Source organism: Acinetobacter sp. CY79 (genome assembly GCF_059515845.1).
In genome coordinates this window covers 1-17,353 of record NZ_JCAKMY010000024.1, presented here as the reverse complement: position 1 = coordinate 17,353, position 17,353 = coordinate 1, and the positions used below count along the sequence as shown (strand labels likewise).

Sequence of the window (17,353 nt, the reverse complement as noted above, 5' to 3'; positions counted from 1 at the left end):
GACGCTGGTATCTAAATTGCATTCCTCAGCAGATCAATCAAAATAATATTTTGGAGCTCATGATGAGTGAAATTAATAATGACAGAACACCTACTTCGACATCCCATTCTCCACAACAGCAATATTTTGAAAAACGACAACTTAAACAAGGCGCTGTAGGCTGGCTGTTATTGGTTGGTCTCGGTGTGGCATATGTCATATCTGGTGATTTTGCAGGTTGGAACTTCGGTTTAGCCCAAGGTGGCTGGGGTGGCATGTTTATCGCGACCGTCGTGGTTGCCATCATGTACCTGTGCATGTGCTTGTCTATGTCAGAAATGTCGACGATGCTACCCACGGCTGGCGGTGGATATAGTTTCGCACGAACAGCTTTCGGGCCCTTTGGTGGTTACCTCACCGGTACCGCAATTCTGATCGAATATGCGATTGCTCCTGCGGCGATTGCCTGCTTCATTGGGGCATATTGTGAAAGCTTATTTGGGATAGGCGGTTGGAAAATTTATTTAGCCTGTTATCTCATCTTTATGGCCATTCACTTAAAAGGTGCAGGCGAAGCTTTAAAAATTATGTTTGTGATTACAGCAATCGCTGCTGTCGCATTGTTTGTCTTCATCATCGCCATGATTCCACATTTTAACAGTGCAAATTTATTTGATATTGCGGTCTCTAGTGACAAAGCAGGTGCAAGTGCATTTCTGCCTCTTGGTTATATGGGAATCTGGGCAGCTGTACCTTATGCGATTTGGTTCTTCTTGGCGGTCGAAGGTGTGCCTCTTGCCGCTGAAGAAGCCAAAGATCCGACCAAATCTTTACCCCGTGGACTCATCGGTTCCATGCTGATTCTTGCGACCTTTGCGATTCTGATTTTAGTCTTAGGCGTCGGTGCTGCAGGTGCCAACTTATTGAAAGATTCAGGCGCCCCACTGGTTGATGCCTTAGTTGCAGTCTATGGGCAACATACATGGTTAGCCAGTTTTGTAAATTTTGTCGGACTTGCAGGTCTAGTGGCAAGTTTCTTCTCGATCATTTATGCCTATTCGCGTCAAATCTTTGCCTTGTCTCGTGCAGGTTACCTACCCACATCACTATCACTCACCAATAAAAATAAAACCCCTTACCTAGCGATTATCATTCCCGGCATCATCGGTTTTGGTTTATCCCTCACTGGCGAAGGTGACTTACTTATTTTAATGGCGGTGTTTGGTGCAACCATTTCTTATGTGCTGATGATGCTCTCGCATATCAAATTACGCATAAGCCGTCCTGATATGCACCGCCCCTATAAAACACCTGGTGGTGTTGTTACTTCCAGTATTGCCCTGGTTTTAGCAGCAATTGCAGTCATTGCAGGTTTCTTGGTGAATCCGAAGGTGTGGTTCATGGCCGCTGGGATTTATGTTCTATTTATTGCCTACTTCATTTTCTATAGTCGTCACCATTTGGTTGCTGGAACGCCAGAACAAGAGTTTGAAAATATCCGTAAAGCAGAACAAGAGCTTTAAAAAAACAGCTCCAAGAGGATCGTTTTATGACGTACAAAACCTTAATCGGTCATCAACATTATGTATTTTCAGATTTAAAAACACTGATGGCCAAAGCAACACCGCTGCGTTCAGGTGATGAACTTGCAGGGGTTGCAGCAGAAAATGCGACAGAACGTGTGGCTGCTCAAATGGCTTTAGCCGATGTTCCACTGAAAACATTTCTAAATGAGTCATTGATCCCATACGAGCAAGATGAAATCACACGTTTGATTATTGATGATCATCGGGCAGATTTATTTGCACCGATTTCACATTTTACCGTGGGAGATTTTCGTAATTGGCTATTAAGTAGTGATGCAACCACGGAAAAGTTGCAAAAGCTTTCGATGGGTTTAACCCCTGAAATGGTCGCTGCAGTCAGTAAAATCATGCGCAATCAAGACTTGATCTTGGTGCCGAGCAAATGTGAAGTGGTGACGAAATTTCGTAATACCATTGGGTTAAAAGGTCACCTCTCCACGCGCTTACAACCCAATCATCCCACCGATGACCTACTCGGTATTTCCGCCAGTATTTTGGATGGCTTGATGTATGGCAATGGAGATGCGGTGATTGGAATCAACCCTGCTACAGATAATTTACAGAATTTATCTGAGCTGTTAAAACTGATGGATCATGTGATTCAAGAGTATCAAATCCCCACCCAATCCTGTGTTTTAACGCATATCAGCTCAGGGATTCAACTGGCTGAAAAAAATGTGCCTATCGATCTGATGTTTCAATCGATTGCAGGAACACAGCTGGCCAACGATGGATTCGGTATTAATTTAGCGCTATTGCAAGAAGGATATGAAGCGACCTTAGCATTGAAGCGTGGAACGGTCGGGCAAAATGTCATGTATTTTGAAACTGGGCAAGGCAGCGCACTGTCTAGCAATGCACATCACGGCGTAGATCAACAAACCATTGAAGCTCGAGCTTATGCTGTTGCACGTAAATTTAATCCCTTATTGGTGAATACCGTGGTCGGATTTATTGGTCCTGAATATTTATACAACGGCAAACAAATCATTCGTGCAGGATTAGAAGATCACTTCTGTGGCAAATTACTGGGCTTACCGATGGGCTGTGATATTTGCTATACCAATCATGCTGATGCCGATCAGAATGATATGGACGTGCTGCTCACCCTGTTTGGCACAGCAGGCCTAAACTTCATTATGGGGATACCGGGTTCAGATGATGTCATGTTGAACTATCAAACCACGTCATTTCATGATGCGCTGTATCTTAGACAGTTGTTAGGGCTTAAACCCGCACCTGAATTTGATCAATGGCTTACACAGCAAGGCATTTTCAAACAACATCATCAACGTATTGAATGGGCAGAGAAAATGCCTTCACAATTTTCAAGACTGTTGGCATAGGAGCAACATATGAACCTTATTCCAAATGATCTTTTTAATCCGTCATTTCATCAGGATGAGTGGGAAAAACTTAAACAGTTTACCGATGCACGCATCGCCATTGGTCGTGCAGGTTCTAGCATTCCAACTCGTCCGATGCTCGAATTCCAATTGGCACATGCTCAAGCGCGCGATGCAGTCTATCAAGCGCTTGACGTGGCATCATTAACAGCACAAATTCAAAGCCTCGGACTAGAAACTGTTGCGGTTAAAAGCCAAGCTGAAGACAAACAAGCCTATTTAAAACGACCAGACCTAGGACGTGTATTGGCTCAAGATTCCGTTGAAGTCCTCACCCAATATCAGCATCAACATGCCACAGCCTTTGATGTGTGTATTGTGGTTGGCGATGGCTTGTCTGCTCTCGCAATTGAAGAAAATGCATTTAAACTGATCCAGTCATTACAGCTTGAGATAAAACAGGAAAATTGGACAATTGCGCCCATCGTGATTGCAACAGGCAGTCGTGTTGCACTGGGTGATCAGGTTTGTGAACTTTTAAAAGCCAAAATGCTGATCATGCTCATTGGAGAACGCCCCGGTTTAAGCTCCCCTGACAGCCTAGGGATTTACTATACTTTTGGCGCAAAATCAGGAGATTTAGACTCGAAACGAAATTGTATTTCTAACGTTCGACCTGCGGGTTTAAGCATTCCGATTGCGACCCAGCGACTGATGAATTTGATGAGAAAATCAAAAAGCTTAGGCTATTCTGGTGTAAAGCTCAAAGATGATCATGAAATTGAAGTTTTAGACGTATCTGCTAGCCAGAAAAGATTATTTTAAAATGCTTAAGCCTGATTATTTTCAATCATCATAGTCCAATCAAGTCTATAAAAACGTCTATAAAAACGTCTATAAAATACGTCTATAAAATACCTCTATAAAACTCCTACCATGAAATAAAAAAATCCCTGATCGTCAGGGATTTTTATAAAGCGTGCATCAATCTTTTAGGGATTTTAAATCAATCACAAAACGATATTTCACATCACTTTTCAGCATACGCTCAAAAGCGTTATTGATATTTTGCATATCAATTATTTCCACATCAGACACAATATTGTGCTCACCACAAAAATCCAACAACTCTTGCGTTTCCTGAATACCGCCAATCACCGAGCCTGCGATTGATTTACGCCCCATGATCATCGGTACAGAATGGGTTGAGAACTCACCTAAATATCCCACAAGTACCAATGTTCCACTCAATGCCAATGTTGGAATATAGGGCTTTAAATCATGGTCATAAGGAACCGTATCAATAATCAAATCATATTGATTTTTGACCGCTTTCATTTGACTTTTATCTGTTGAAAGCACCACATGATCAGCACCTAAATCTTTGCCATCTTGTTCTTTATTTGGTGAGCGAGTAAAAAGGGTTACTTCTGCACCCAAGGCATGCGCGAGTTTAATCGCCATATGTCCCAGTCCACCTAGCCCGATGACAGCGACTTTTGATTTAGGTCCAACCTTCCAGTGACGTAATGGCGACCATGTGGTAATCCCTGCACATAAAATTGGTGCGACTGCTTTGGTATCTAAGTTTTCAGGCACTTTCAGCACAAAATCTTGACTGCAAATAATGGTTTGCGAATATCCACCATAGGTCACACTTTGATCGTGGCGATCTAAACTGCCGTAGGTGCCTGTATTGCCCTGTTCGCAGTATTGTTCTAAACCATCATGACAAGCCGAACAGGTACGGCACGAATCCACCATACAACCAATACCAACCAAATCACCGACTTTAAATTTAGTCACAGCATTGCCAATACTTTTGACTCGACCGATCACTTCATGCCCTGGAACAATCGGATAACGACTAAAGCCCCAGTCATTGCGTGCTTGGTGTAAATCTGAATGGCACACGCCACAATATTCAACATCAATGATCACATCATCAGGGCGTGACTGACGTCGTTCAAATTTAAAAGGAACCAATGGACTTTGTGCATCCAGTGCAGCATAGGCTAAAACGTGTTGTGTCATTTTCGCTTCCTTTTGGGTAGTTATTTTGAATTGAAATTCTATTTTGGGCTTAATCATTTACAGTTAAGTAATGCGATGAATCATGAGATCATTAAATCATTCGTAATATTTCTATCTGAATTTCTAGCTAAAACGTTTAGAAAAACATAGCACCTTAAAATGAGCTACTGAACATATAAATCATACTAAGTATTTACATTACTCAGTGCAGTTTCAACAAAGTGTAGATGATCAACACCCCAATATAATTCATCTTTGACAATAAAACTTGGTGCGCCAAACAAACCACGCTCAATCGCTTCCTCAGTGATAAATTTAAGCTCATTCTTCACTTTTTCATCATCCAGCCACAACTTCACTTTTGCTTCATCTAAGCCATGGATTGTAGCCACTTGGATTAACTCATCTCGATCATTCAGATTTCGTGGATGAGCAAACATGGCATCAAAAAGTCCTGTTAATACTTGGTGAAATTGTTCAGGTGCAAATAATTTTACTGCTGTGACTAAGCGCATGACAGGTAGTGTATTGATCGGGAAATTAGGATTCATCTTAAAAGGAATATTCCAAAGCTTTGACCAACGGCGTAAATCAATCATGGCATATTGTGCTTTGGCAGGAACCATAATTGGACTGCTATTCCCTGTTGCTTTAAATACTGCGCCCAAAAGCATCGGTTTATAGATAATTTCAGCATGCTGCTGCTCAGCAATTTTTTGTAGCTGATAAAAGCCGATATAACTATAGGGACTACCCAAATCAAAATAAAACTCAACGATTTTCATTGTTCATTTCCTTAAATCATTAATCCAACTTGTTATCGGAATCACTTATGTGAGTGTCATTTTCCATATTCAGTTGAGATATTTTTCTTTTATGACGCTTCTTCTGTAGCTCTTTATATTCCCATTCTTTTTTAGCTCTATATTGAGAACTAAAAATAAGTCCGATACCTGATCAGCAAATCAAATAAACACGACTTAGGCAACTTTAAACATTACCATTTTTCATTCCAGGGTCTCAGATCTAATTCATGCGTCCATGCATCCCGCGGTTGATGCGCGATATGCCAATAATTTTCTGCGATATGTTCTGGATTTAATATGCCATCCTGCTCTTTCTTTTCATAAAGGGCAGGAAAACTGTCTTTGATAAAAGCAGTGTCTATTGCACCATCGATTACCACATGCGCAACATGAACATTTCGAGAACCTAATTCCCTTGCCATACTTTGAGCCAATGCACGGAGTGCATGTTTCGCCCCTGCAAATGCAGCAAAATAAGCCGAACCTCGAATACCTGCTGTTGCACCTGTAAAGATGATGGTGCCACGCTCACGTTGCACCATTCGTTTCGCAGTTTCACGACCTGTGAGAAATGCACCAAAGCATGCCATTTCCCAAATCTTAAAATATTTACGTGCTGTTTCTTCTAGTATGCTACAAGGCACATTTGCTCCAATATTAAACACCATGACTTCAATCGGGCCAATCTCAGATTCAATCTGTTCAATCAGTTCGATTACTTGTTCTTCTTTACGTGCATCCGATGCAAATCCAAATGCACGCCCACCTTCGTGTTCAATCGATTCGATCAAAGGCTGTAATTTATCTGCATTACGACGCGTCATACAGGCAATATAACCACCGCGAGCAAACCGTTTTGCAATTTCTCCACCTGTTGCATCTCCTGCACCAATCACAAGTGCAACTTTATTTGAATGATGGTCTTTAGAATTACGATCAATCGCGTCTGATTCCTTGTCTCTTTTTTGCATTTCCTTCGACTCTTTATTATTTGAACTTATCTAGATCTTATGAGGGATGACTCGATCAGTCAAAGTTATTTGCCAAGCGGATGATTCACTTTAGAAATACTTTGATTACACCTTAAATTACGGTTTATTTCACAAAATAATCATTCTTTTTTGTTTCAATTGAGCTTAAAGTGCTTGATATATTTTGTACGATTCAAATTAGACAATGACTGCTTTTGCACACCTTCCAAAAACGATCTATGCCATTCAACACCTTGCATTTGAAGATCTAGGCTCACTTGAAGATGTCTTTTATCAACTTGGTTTTCGGGTTCGTTATTTTGAGGCAGGTATTGATGACTTAACTAAAGCTCTAGATTATGAAGGGCTGACAATTATCTTAGGTGGTCCAATCGGCGTTTATGAAGCAGCTGACTACCCTTTCTTACAACAAGAAATTGACTTACTTAAAGTTCGTTTAGAGAAAAAATTGCCGACTTTAGGGATTTGTTTAGGGGCTCAGCTGATTGCGCATGCCTTGGGTGCGAAAGTTTATGCAGGTCATCAAAAAGAAATCGGTTGGAGTCCTTTAGAAATTCGCCTTGCAACCAATAATGTGCTCAAGCCCTTAGCTGATACACATGTTCTGCATTGGCATGGTGATACTTTTGATCTCCCTGAACAAGCGACTTTATTAGCAAGTTCTCAAGTTTATAGTAATCAAGCATTTCAAGTGGGCAGCAATATTTTGGCTTTGCAATTCCACATCGAAGTGGCTGCTGAAAGTTTAGAAAAATGGTTAATTGGACACACCTGCGAATTACGCCATGCAAAAATTGATATTCACAGACTACGTAGTGACAATCAACAATATGCTGATCAACTTGAGGATGTTGCCGATTTGATTCTTCGTCATTTTATGCAACAACTTCAAATAGCTTAAGAGCCTTTTAACAATAAAATTTGGCCCCGAATCAGATTGCCGAATTGTTAGAATAACGTGCCTGTCAACGCAGGCATTTTCATTAATTTTCACGCATAAATTTGCTGGCTTTTAAAGACTCCACACTTTCAATGCATTTAGGTCAAATAAAATGCGTCTTGAATTTTAAGCCTTCTAAAGTTGTGTTTTGCTCACTTTAAAATTCAACTAATATCAATTTAAATTTCGAGATAAGCATAATATGACGCCTCTGATTAGTATTGCCATTATTCATCTTTTCGCATTAATTAGCCCCGGCCCTGATTTCTTTTATGTGACTCAAAGTGCTGTGCGCCAGTCCCGAACGCATGCATTATTTGCTGCTTTAGGTATTTCGCTGAGCATTTTAGTTTGGGCTCTGTGTGCAATAAGTGGTCTTCACTATCTATTCCAAAAAATGGCATGGCTTCAACAGGTATTGATGATTTGTGGTGGTCTCTACTTATTTTATCTAGGTCTTCAATTGTTGAAATCAGCGTGTAAAAAATCCGATGTGATACTTATTGAAGAGAAACCACATACTGAAAAATCTTATGCCAAACTTCTCATCCAAGGTTTTCTGACCAATATGGCGAACCCTAAAGCATTGGTTTATTTTAGTAGTGTCTTTGCCATTGCAGTCAATACTGATGTGAGCCTGTTTCAACAAAGCTCTTTATTGGCATTGGTTTTTATTGAAAGCTTAATTTGGTTTGCATTGGTGGCTTATCTATTTTCAGCAACTAAAGTAAATGCGTATTATCAAAAGTTCAGTAAAAAAATTGATGCCATCACAGGTGGCATTTTTATCAGCTTTGGATGTTTACTGATTCTAAATCGTGATTAATATTTATACTGATTAAGCTTTATACTGAGACTAACAATAGCATCAGAATCTAAAAAGCACCCTCAGGTGCTTTTTAGATTGATTAAACGATGCGTCAGTCATTAATCAAATTATTTTTTCTCAGTTGGAACAGATGCTTCAGTGGTGATATTTACAGTAATTTTATCACCGACATTTGGAACATAAGCACCGACACCAAATGCTGAACGATCAAAACTCGTTGTTGCATTAAAACCAATCGTTTCCGCTTTGCTCATTGGATGCACAGCTTGTTTATTTAAAACAGCATCAAGCACCACAGGTTTGGTCACATTTTTAATCGTTAAATCACCCGTGATTTTGTATTTGGTTTTACTGATCGCTTGAACTTTTGTGCTTTTGAACGTGATATTTGGGTATTTCTCTGCATCAAAAAAATCAGCTTTTAACAAATGCTCATCGAGTGCTTTTACGTTGGTATTTAGGCTCGTCAATGGAATTGTTACATTCACAGAAGAATTTGCAGGTTTTGCATTGTCTACTGAAATTGTACCTTGAATATCGCTGAAATTAGCCGATGGTGTAGAGAAACCAAAGTGATTCCAAGTAAATACTGTCGCGGTATGTGTTGGATCGATTTTATAATCAACTGATTTTGCTACCGAAAAAGTTGCAACTGAAGCAACGGTTAAGCCTAATGCTAATGTTTTAAAATTCATGTTTTTTCTCGCTTTAATGATTCATTTTAGTCTATAGAGTTTTTAAATGATTGCACCCTTAAACATAAAACGGTTTGTTGCATGGGTAGAACGATAAAAATGTAATTTTTTATATTGTAGTTATGATGGAGTTAAGGACAACGATATTGAATAAATCCAGTCTTACGTGCGATTCGATCATACAAAAGCTGTGCTGTTTCATTTGACTCATGAGTCAACCAATACAACCGATCACAACCTCTCTGATTGGTCACTTGCTGAGCATACTCAATCAAGTGTCGTGCAATACCCTGATTTCTAAAATTTTCATTTACATATAAATCTTGTAAATAGGCATAAGGCTGAATCGTCCAACAACTATCATGCTCAATAATATGCACAATACCGACCACTTGATCATCCTTAAACGCAGCAAAACCATAGATATGCTGCTGTTCCTGATCGATCAATTTTTCCCATGTGTTGGCGGTGATTGGCTCAGAAATATCTGCCTGATAAAATGTCTGATAGGCTTTCCAGAGATGAAGCCATTCTTGATATTGTTCTGACATGAGCGGTTTGATTTGAATATTATGTTTCATGAAATATAGAGTCTCATTTAAATCTCATCATTTTATAAATGAAAACTCAACTTAAAGCGATTGTTGTTGTACCCCATTTTATTAAAAGTATTATTCATTTAAACCTAAAAAAGGCCATATCCCTGATAAAATATGACCTTGCGTGACGATAAAGATTAAAAACAATCTTATAGTTTTTTTACCAAAACGCGATCGACTTGTTTACGACCTGACGTTGTCTCGCGGTTTTGACGACGTACTTTAATGATTTTATCTTCTTCCATATCTTTAAGAAGTAAAACCACTGCAACCATGCTCTCTAAAGGTAGATCCTGACCGATCCACTTCTCTTCACCCGCATCCATTAAGGTAATTTCATCACTAATCTGGTTATACAGGCTCATATTTCCTCACTTGTGATCTTAAAAACCACACTAAAATGTTTTCCGAATGATTCGGCGTGCATATTATACGCCCGAATCAGAAAATTAAGCAGATTATTCCAATCTTAATAGCAACATTTGATATTCTGCTTAAATCCTCTTAATAAAAAAAACGCTCCGTATGGAGCGCTTTTCCACTGGCTTAATGTTAATGATTAAGCAATAATTTCTTTTACAGCAGCCACTACAGCTTCAGTCGTAATACCAAAGTGTTGGTATAAGTCTTTTGCAGGTGCAGATTCACCATAAGTCGTCATACCAATCACACGACCATCTAAACCCACAAATTTCCACCAGTAATCAACATGCGCCGCTTCTACAGCAACACGTGCACGAATATTCGATGGAAGAACTGCTTCACGATAAGCCACATCTTGTTTCACAAATTCTTCAGCACATGGCATAGAAACAACACGCACACCATCAAGTTGTGCATACGCATCCATTGCAAGCGATACTTCAGAACCTGTCGCAATGATAATGGCTTTTAACTCGCCTTTTTCTTTAGCCAATACATAACCACCTTTCGCAACATCTGCAATTTGAGCATCAGTACGCGTTTGGAACGGTAAGTTTTGACGAGAGAAAATGAGGGCTGTTGGACCTTCACTACGTACCAGTGCAGATTTCCAAGAAATTGCAGCTTCTACCGTGTCACATGGACGCCAAGTGTTGAGGTTCGGTGTACCACGTAAAGATGCAATCTGTTCCACGGGTTGATGTGTAGGACCATCTTCACCTAAACCAATTGAGTCGTGTGTATAGACATGAATCACACGCTGTTTCATCAGTGCAGACATACGTACTGCATTACGTGCATATTCCATAAACATGAGGAATGTTGCTACATAAGGGATGAAACCTCCGTGAAGGGCTACACCGTTGGCAATGGCTGTCATACCAAATTCACGTACGCCGTAATGAACGTAGTTACCTGCAGCATTGTCTTGAACGCCTTGTGCACCTTTCCAAAGCGTTAAGTTAGAACCCGCAAGATCCGCAGAACCACCTAAGATTTCAGACAACAATGGCGCAAATGCTTGAATCGCATTTTGGCTCGCTTTACGTGTCGCAACTGTTTCAGCTTTAGCATTTACTTCAGCAATATAAGCATCTGCCTTCGCAATGAAATCGCTTGGTAATTCACCTGACATACGACGTTTAAGATCAGCCGCTTCAGTTGGATATTTTGCAGCATATGCAGCAAAAGTGTCGTTCCAAGCAGCTTCAGCCTGTTGACCTTTTTCTTTTGCATCCCAAGCGCTATAAACATCAGCAGGAATTTCGAACGGACCTTCAGTCCAACCTAAAGCTGCACGGGTTAATGTGATTTCGTCATTACCCAGTGGAGCACCGTGGCAATCTTCTTTACCTTGTTTGTTTGGTGAACCCAAACCAATAATCGTTTTACAAATGATGAGTGTTGGTTTATTCGTTTCAGCTTTCGCTTCTAAAGTTGCAGCACGTAATGCATCTGCATCATGACCATCCACTTTAAGCACTTGCCAGCCGTAAGCTAAGAAGCGTTGTTCTGTATCGTCAGAGAACCAACCTTCAACTTCACCGTCAATTGAAATGCCGTTGTCGTCGTAGTAAGCAACAAGTTTACCCAAACCTAAAGTGCCCGCCAATGAACATGCTTCGTGAGAAACACCTTCCATTAAGCAACCATCGCCTAAGAAACAGTAAGTGAAATGATCAACAACTTTAATGTCATCTTTGTTGAATTGTGCAGCTAAAGTTTTTTCAGCAAGTGCAAAACCCACAGCATTGGCAATGCCCTGACCCAATGGACCAGTGGTTGTTTCAATACCCGGTGCATAACCTAATTCTGGATGACCAGGCGTTTTAGAATGCAATTGACGGAAAGATTTAAGATCTTCAATTGAAAGATCATAACCAGTCAAATGTAACAATGCATAGTGAAGCATTGAACCATGACCATTAGACAACACGAAACGGTCACGGTTCGCCCAATTTGGATTTGTAGGGTTGTGACTCAAGAATTCGCGCCATACAACATCAGCAATATCCGCCATCCCCATTGGAGCACCTGGATGTCCAGAGTTTGCTTTTTGCACAGCATCCATTGCGAGTACACGAATTGCGTTTGCAACACGACGTTCATTCAGCGGGGTTGTCATAGATCAGAATCCGATATATTTAAAAATGTGGGAAGTTGAATTAAATTCAAAACTGCGCGTATTGTCGTAAAAAAATGAGACAGCGTAAAGACTAGAAACGTATATTTATCCTATATTGAGGCAAATATAGTTAAAAACAAGATGTTTAAAATTATACTACAGGTGGAATATTCAGTTTAAATGAATTTAAGCAATGCTGACTTGATTCCGACCCCGTGTTTTAGCTTGATAGAGCGCCTGGTCCGCTTCATTCACCACTTGTAATGAACTTTGACTCGGATGTGAAAATGCCACACCGATACTACACGTTACGAATATGGATTTCATAGGATCTACGGCATGGCGGTGGCTAGCGAGTGCTGAACGACAACGCTCGGCTAAACGCTGAACTTCGTAAGGATGTGTATTTTCAATAATAATTAAAAATTCTTCCCCACCATATCGCCCCAAAACATCACTTCTTCGAATAACTTGCTTTAAGGTATTCGCTGCACTGATTAAAATTCGATCTCCCATCAAATGTCCGTAGGTATCATTAACCGACTTAAAATGATCTAAATCAATTAATAATATGGCATAAGGATGGTCAGACGATTCAGTTTCATCGAGCTGCAATAAAAACTCATTCAACATACGGCGGTTATAAATAGACGTTAAACCATCCTTACGACTGAGTTGCGTGACATAAGACTCACGTGCAGACCATTGCGTAAGTATGGTATTGAGAATAAATACACCGAGTAAAAAAGGTGGTGCACTAAAGTAAACAGTACTACACAACCAAAACGAATTTTTAAAATTGGGATAACCGATCTGATCAATGTTGAACAAAGGTTTATATTGAACTTGACCATTAACGATTCCACTAGACAAGAAATATACAAATACAGCTATGGCATAGATAAGTGTAAAAATCAGCATCTTACGATCAAATAAGACAATCAATAAGTAAATAAAACTCATTGCATTGATAACCGCCCCAGCTTCAAGTAAGCCTGAAGAATACCAATCAAATACCATGGAGCTAATCAGTAAAACAGCACAAAAATAGGGGAAAAAATGTTGTGCCCACTCTTGATTACGACTCAGTAATAAGATAAAAACCACAAGTAGTGTAAAGAAAAACTCAACGATCTCAATGTTAAGATGGAAATATAGAGTTTCCAAATTTACAAATTGCTGGACTTCAGGAGTAAGTAATGTAAATGCCTTCCAGCTGATCCATAATGCACGTATAAAAAGATAAAAAACGAGCACTAAAATACACTTATGAACCTGACTCCAATTTAAAATTTTTGAATCAAATACAAACCAATGCACATAGCTCAGTAACGATTTTAACATTTTATATTTGACTCTTCACGACCAACTGCCTAAGCACATTTATTAGTATTGTTTAACAATTTGCTTAATATAAGGCTAATGCGGGCAGATTCACTCAATTTGATACAAAAAAACAAACAAATAATTCGTTAAAGTTTTAACCCTAAGACTTGATTTTATTTATAAATATGGTGAAAAAATTGCAACTTTTTACTAAAGATTGAATCCTCATTCAATGTTTGCTCATTTATAGATGATTTGACATAGCTGGTATTTATTCTTGTATTAACTCGTATGTAGCTCATGCATTTATTGTATGAATAGCCCTATTCCAGACCTTTATCAGTTTGATAGATGTACATATCAATTAAAAAGGCAATAAATTGACATAATTTCATGCTTTTTAGTCAGGTTGAGCTAGTCCAAAAGTCTAACTCGATGTACCATATTGCGTCTTTTAAATTTAACTGTGATAGGACTTATGCGCGAGTACGCTGTATTTACTTCAGAATCTGTAAGCGAAGGTCATCCAGATAAAATGGCTGATCAAATTAGTGATGCTATCTTGGATGCAATCTTAAAAGAAGACCCGTATGCACGGGTTGCTTGTGAAACGCTTGTAAAAACAGGTGCTGTCGTTCTTGCCGGTGAAATCACAACAACAGCAAATATCGACTTTGAAGCGATTGTTCGTAACACTGTCAATGGTATCGGTTATCACCATTCCGATCTTGGCTTCGATGGCTCTACTTGTGCTGTATTGAATATGATTGGTAAACAGTCGCCTGAAATCGCTCAGGGTGTTGACCGTCAAAAGCCAGAAGATCAAGGTGCGGGTGACCAAGGTTTAATGTTCGGTTACGCTAGTCGTGAAACTGATGTGCTGATGCCTGCTCCAATTTCATATGCGCATCGTCTTATGGAAAAACAAGCTCAGCTTCGCAAGCAAGGTACTTTAGCTTGGTTACGTCCAGATGCAAAAAGCCAAGTTACTTTTGCTTATGAAAATGGCAAACCTGTTCGCTTAGATGCTGTTGTACTTTCAACTCAACATGATCCTTCAATTTCTCAGTCTCAATTAAAAGAAGCTGTGATTGAAGAAATCGTGAAGAAAGTTATTCCTGCTGAAATGTTCCATGCAAATACTAAATTCCATATTAACCCAACAGGTATGTTTGTGATTGGTGGACCTGTAGGTGACTGTGGTTTAACGGGTCGTAAAATCATCGTTGATACATACGGCGGTATGGCGCGTCATGGTGGTGGTGCTTTCTCTGGTAAAGATCCATCGAAAGTTGACCGCTCCGCTGCTTATGCTGGTCGTTATGTTGCAAAAAACATTGTGGCTGCTGGTCTTGCAGATAAATGTGAAATCCAAGTGTCATATGCCATTGGTGTTGCAGAACCGACTTCGATTTCGATCAATACATTTAACACGGCTAAAGTATCGGAAGAATTGATTATTGCGTTAGTTCGTGAACACTTTGACTTACGTCCATACGGTATCACGCGTATGCTTGATCTGATTCAACCGATGTATCAACAAACTGCTGCTTACGGTCACTTTGGTCGCGAAGGTTCTGATAGTGCATTTACTTGGGAAAAAACAGACAAAGTTGAAGCATTACGCGCCTCTGCTGGTCTCTAATTTTTGAGTAAGTATTTAATATAAAAAGCCCACAACGTTGTGGGCTTTTTATATCCAATCATAATTTGAACAATCAAAGGAACAAAAATTATAAGCTTTATAATTGGCTAGATATTATTGACTCGTTTTTTGATTACCCTGCTCTAGCGCATTTAAAAAACCATGTTGTACAGGGACATTTTGATGATCATGTAAATACATTTGCCCTACTTTGAAAACAATCGCAACCATCAAACAAGCAAAAATACAAAACATCCAAAATCCATAAGGGGTTCGAATATTCTGTGATCCACAGCTTTGACAAACTTTCTCAGAAGACTGTACTGTCTTTTCGCAACACGCGCAGTGAGACTGATAGTGCATCATTTCTTACTCCCAGCTTGATCGTTATTTTTGTTTTATCTATATTTTTTTAACGCTTTTATTATCTTATGAGACACAATATACATTATCAACCCATATTTTAATAAATAACCACCAATAAGTAATATCAAAATATTTAAATTATAAATTTCATAAACATAAGTTGGTTAGGTCTCGATTCTGACCACCTTTTAAACGTAACAAAAAATTAATTATTTATTTTATCTCAATTAATTATTTAATTAATATAAATACAATCAAGTTGAATTAAAGATCGTTCAAATTGAGTCATTATAAATTCTCGATTCCAAATATGATAAATTATTATAGAATACACTTTTACATAAAGCTTGGGATTCAAAATGGTTCAGTTAATTAAAAAAGGGGGGTTGCGTGAGCGTGCCAATCGCAGCCGAACCTATCAAGGCTCTGAAAATACAGAAACCACACTTCATCCAAATTCATATTCGGATAATAAAAAACAAGGTTTTGACCAAGATGATTCAGGTCGTGTTTCAAAGTCAGCGATTGCAATAAAGGCTTTTGATCCTTCAAAACCCGATACGCTTTAAGTCAAATCCAAACTCAAAAGACCTCTTGCGAAAGTAAAAACTATCCCCATATAAATGTCATGAGATATCAGAAATTAAACCATTTTTCAGATTCTGAATTCAAACGCTTGGTTGGCGTACCTCGGCAAGTTTTTACTGAAATGGTCGAGGTTTTAGCAAAAGCAGAATCACTTAAAAAGAAATCAGGGCGTCCTCATACATTAGCGCTTGAGGATCAATTGTTGTTAACGCTCAATTACTTAAGAAACTACAACACTCAGCTAGAATTGGCGGCGCATTATCATATTGCTGAGAGTAACGTGAATCGAACCATAAAAAAGGTTGAGGATGCGTTGATGAAATCAAGGCGTTTTACGCTTCCAAAACGATCTATCACCACAGCAGATGAACACTTTAATTGGGTTATTATTGATGCAACAGAATGTTCAATATAGCTAAAAATCCAATATGAGCTACAATAGAAAAAACACTAAGATTTAGGATCATGCCAAAAACATATTCTGTCGATCTACGCGAAAAAGTCATGCAGTTTTATAAAGAATCACAGCATAAATCCAAAACGTGTGAACTGTTTAATATAACCCGAATCCTGCTTAAGCCGATGAATCAATAATTTGAATTGTTGGCTTATTTCGATGGGTTAATTGATATGCACATAACGAGGCGTAAATTCCACTGAGAAATCCACGAACACTGCGTGCTTCACTCGTCACTAAATTGTATTGACCTTTCAATAGGCTGAATAACGTTTCTATTTTATTGCGCTGTTTTAAGTGATATTCATCTGGCACACTGAGCTCAACAGACCGCATGTTCTTCCGATGATAAGTAATCAAATCAATACCTTGATCTTGTAACCTACTTTTTAATTCTTGGCTGATGTAACCTCGATCCCCATAAAGTTTTGCTTTTATACCAGCAACCAATTGTTCAACCATTTTTATGTCAGCAACATATCCATTCGATAAAGCAGAACAAGCAATTTCACCAAATTGATTCATCGCAATATGTAATTTACAGCCATAAAACCAGCCCATTGAGCTTCTACCACGTGATGCAATTTGGACTAATGATTTATGACGCTGAATACGTT

At 39.1% G+C, this 17,353-nt stretch carries 17 protein-coding genes and 1 pseudogene; 8 read left to right on the top strand and 10 right to left on the bottom strand.

All coding sequences use genetic code 11. The annotated features are described in order from the left end of the window. The first annotated feature begins 62 nt into the window (after window positions 1-62). The 3 genes from eat to eutC are packed head-to-tail and all read left to right on the top strand — an operon-like array spanning window position 63 to window position 3,736. Complete coding sequence (gene eat, locus AC5YCE_RS11010) at window positions 63-1,502, top strand: ethanolamine permease (RefSeq protein ID WP_496172067.1); 1,440 nt, start codon at window positions 63-65, stop codon at window positions 1,500-1,502. Window positions 1,503-1,528: 26 nt separating this feature from the next. After that, window positions 1,529-2,911, top strand: a complete 1,383-nt coding sequence (locus AC5YCE_RS11005) for an ethanolamine ammonia-lyase subunit EutB (protein WP_496172066.1) — start codon at window positions 1,529-1,531, stop codon at window positions 2,909-2,911. Between the two features lie 9 nt (window positions 2,912-2,920). Further along, window positions 2,921-3,736 carry an ethanolamine ammonia-lyase subunit EutC gene (gene eutC / locus AC5YCE_RS11000; RefSeq protein WP_496125899.1) on the top strand — a complete coding sequence of 272 codons (816 nt, stop codon included), beginning with the start codon at window positions 2,921-2,923 and terminating at the stop codon, window positions 3,734-3,736. Window positions 3,737-3,895: 159 nt separating this feature from the next. Here the strand turns inward: eutC and AC5YCE_RS10995 are convergent, their stop codons facing one another. The 3 genes from AC5YCE_RS10995 to AC5YCE_RS10985 form a co-directional block, all read right to left on the bottom strand. Then, window positions 3,896-4,945 (bottom strand): NAD(P)-dependent alcohol dehydrogenase, encoded by a 1,050-nt coding sequence (locus AC5YCE_RS10995; RefSeq protein WP_496172065.1) that lies wholly within the window; start codon window positions 4,943-4,945, stop codon window positions 3,896-3,898. Window positions 4,946-5,130: 185 nt separating this feature from the next. Then, window positions 5,131-5,730: a 2-hydroxychromene-2-carboxylate isomerase gene (locus AC5YCE_RS10990; protein ID WP_496172064.1), complete on the bottom strand. Its 600-nt coding sequence runs from the start codon at window positions 5,728-5,730 to the stop codon at window positions 5,131-5,133. Window positions 5,731-5,942: 212 nt separating this feature from the next. Next, the gene (locus AC5YCE_RS10985) at window positions 5,943-6,722 is read right to left on the bottom strand and encodes an SDR family oxidoreductase (RefSeq protein WP_496172063.1); all 780 of its coding nucleotides are present in this window, start codon (window positions 6,720-6,722) and stop codon (window positions 5,943-5,945) included. 205 nt (window positions 6,723-6,927) lie between these two features. Here AC5YCE_RS10985 and AC5YCE_RS10980 point away from each other — a divergent pair, with 205 nt between their 5' ends. Continuing rightward, window positions 6,928-7,644 carry a glutamine amidotransferase gene (locus AC5YCE_RS10980; RefSeq protein WP_496172062.1) on the top strand — a complete coding sequence of 239 codons (717 nt, stop codon included), beginning with the start codon at window positions 6,928-6,930 and terminating at the stop codon, window positions 7,642-7,644. 241 nt (window positions 7,645-7,885) lie between these two features. Continuing rightward, entirely contained in the window at window positions 7,886-8,509 is a 624-nt protein-coding gene (locus tag AC5YCE_RS10975; RefSeq protein ID WP_496172061.1) for a LysE family transporter, read from the top strand. A gap of 110 nt (window positions 8,510-8,619) precedes the next feature. Here the strand turns inward: AC5YCE_RS10975 and AC5YCE_RS10970 are convergent, their stop codons facing one another. The 5 genes from AC5YCE_RS10970 to AC5YCE_RS10950 form a co-directional block, all read right to left on the bottom strand. Then, window positions 8,620-9,207 (bottom strand): YceI family protein, encoded by a 588-nt coding sequence (locus tag AC5YCE_RS10970; RefSeq protein ID WP_496172060.1) that lies wholly within the window; start codon window positions 9,205-9,207, stop codon window positions 8,620-8,622. A gap of 131 nt (window positions 9,208-9,338) precedes the next feature. Then, window positions 9,339-9,788, bottom strand: coding sequence for a GNAT family N-acetyltransferase (locus AC5YCE_RS10965; RefSeq protein WP_496172059.1), 450 nt, complete (start codon window positions 9,786-9,788; stop codon window positions 9,339-9,341). Between the two features lie 167 nt (window positions 9,789-9,955). Beyond that, window positions 9,956-10,171 (bottom strand): hypothetical protein, encoded by a 216-nt coding sequence (locus AC5YCE_RS10960; RefSeq protein ID WP_496125891.1) that lies wholly within the window; start codon window positions 10,169-10,171, stop codon window positions 9,956-9,958. Between the two features lie 194 nt (window positions 10,172-10,365). Continuing rightward, window positions 10,366-12,354, bottom strand: coding sequence for a transketolase (tkt, locus tag AC5YCE_RS10955; RefSeq protein ID WP_496172058.1), 1,989 nt, complete (start codon window positions 12,352-12,354; stop codon window positions 10,366-10,368). 186 nt (window positions 12,355-12,540) lie between these two features. Further along, a complete protein-coding gene (locus tag AC5YCE_RS10950; protein WP_496125889.1) occupies window positions 12,541-13,698 on the bottom strand; it encodes a GGDEF domain-containing protein in 1,158 nt (385 codons plus the stop codon). A gap of 460 nt (window positions 13,699-14,158) precedes the next feature. On the opposite strand from AC5YCE_RS10950, the gene metK reads away from it, so the two are divergent. Then, window positions 14,159-15,325, top strand: coding sequence for a methionine adenosyltransferase (gene metK / locus AC5YCE_RS10945; protein ID WP_496125888.1), 1,167 nt, complete (start codon window positions 14,159-14,161; stop codon window positions 15,323-15,325). 114 nt (window positions 15,326-15,439) lie between these two features. On the opposite strand, the gene AC5YCE_RS10940 is transcribed toward metK, so the two are convergent. Then, window positions 15,440-15,688, bottom strand: a complete 249-nt coding sequence (locus AC5YCE_RS10940) for a hypothetical protein (protein ID WP_496172091.1) — start codon at window positions 15,686-15,688, stop codon at window positions 15,440-15,442. A 362-nt stretch (window positions 15,689-16,050) separates the two neighbouring features. Between AC5YCE_RS10940 and AC5YCE_RS10935 the strand changes: the two genes are divergently transcribed. Beyond that, complete coding sequence (locus AC5YCE_RS10935; protein WP_496172057.1) at window positions 16,051-16,260, top strand: hypothetical protein; 210 nt, start codon at window positions 16,051-16,053, stop codon at window positions 16,258-16,260. Between the two features lie 59 nt (window positions 16,261-16,319). Then, window positions 16,320-16,691 (top strand): annotated as a pseudogene (locus AC5YCE_RS10930) (transposase family protein); the annotation flags it as partial. Window positions 16,692-16,853: 162 nt separating this feature from the next. Here AC5YCE_RS10930 and AC5YCE_RS10925 read toward each other — a convergent pair. After that, the coding region (locus tag AC5YCE_RS10925) for an IS982 family transposase (protein WP_496172056.1) at window positions 16,854-17,353 on the bottom strand (500 nt) is incomplete at its 5' end.

Coding starts and splice junctions, on each gene's coding strand:
- eat (WP_496172067.1), top strand. CDS start 63: ATGAGTGAAATTAATAATGACAGAACACCTACTTCGACATCCCATTCT.
- AC5YCE_RS11005 (WP_496172066.1), top strand. CDS start 1,529: ATGACGTACAAAACCTTAATCGGTCATCAACATTATGTATTTTCAGAT.
- eutC (WP_496125899.1), top strand. CDS start 2,921: ATGAACCTTATTCCAAATGATCTTTTTAATCCGTCATTTCATCAGGAT.
- AC5YCE_RS10995 (WP_496172065.1), bottom strand. CDS start 4,945: ATGACACAACACGTTTTAGCCTATGCTGCACTGGATGCACAAAGTCCA.
- AC5YCE_RS10990 (WP_496172064.1), bottom strand. CDS start 5,730: ATGAAAATCGTTGAGTTTTATTTTGATTTGGGTAGTCCCTATAGTTAT.
- AC5YCE_RS10985 (WP_496172063.1), bottom strand. CDS start 6,722: ATGCAAAAAAGAGACAAGGAATCAGACGCGATTGATCGTAATTCTAAA.
- AC5YCE_RS10980 (WP_496172062.1), top strand. CDS start 6,928: ATGACTGCTTTTGCACACCTTCCAAAAACGATCTATGCCATTCAACAC.
- AC5YCE_RS10975 (WP_496172061.1), top strand. CDS start 7,886: ATGACGCCTCTGATTAGTATTGCCATTATTCATCTTTTCGCATTAATT.
- AC5YCE_RS10970 (WP_496172060.1), bottom strand. CDS start 9,207: ATGAATTTTAAAACATTAGCATTAGGCTTAACCGTTGCTTCAGTTGCA.
- AC5YCE_RS10965 (WP_496172059.1), bottom strand. CDS start 9,788: ATGAAACATAATATTCAAATCAAACCGCTCATGTCAGAACAATATCAA.
- AC5YCE_RS10960 (WP_496125891.1), bottom strand. CDS start 10,171: ATGAGCCTGTATAACCAGATTAGTGATGAAATTACCTTAATGGATGCG.
- tkt (WP_496172058.1), bottom strand. CDS start 12,354: ATGACAACCCCGCTGAATGAACGTCGTGTTGCAAACGCAATTCGTGTA.
- AC5YCE_RS10950 (WP_496125889.1), bottom strand. CDS start 13,698: ATGTTAAAATCGTTACTGAGCTATGTGCATTGGTTTGTATTTGATTCA.
- metK (WP_496125888.1), top strand. CDS start 14,159: ATGCGCGAGTACGCTGTATTTACTTCAGAATCTGTAAGCGAAGGTCAT.
- AC5YCE_RS10940 (WP_496172091.1), bottom strand. CDS start 15,688: ATGCACTATCAGTCTCACTGCGCGTGTTGCGAAAAGACAGTACAGTCT.
- AC5YCE_RS10935 (WP_496172057.1), top strand. CDS start 16,051: ATGGTTCAGTTAATTAAAAAAGGGGGGTTGCGTGAGCGTGCCAATCGC.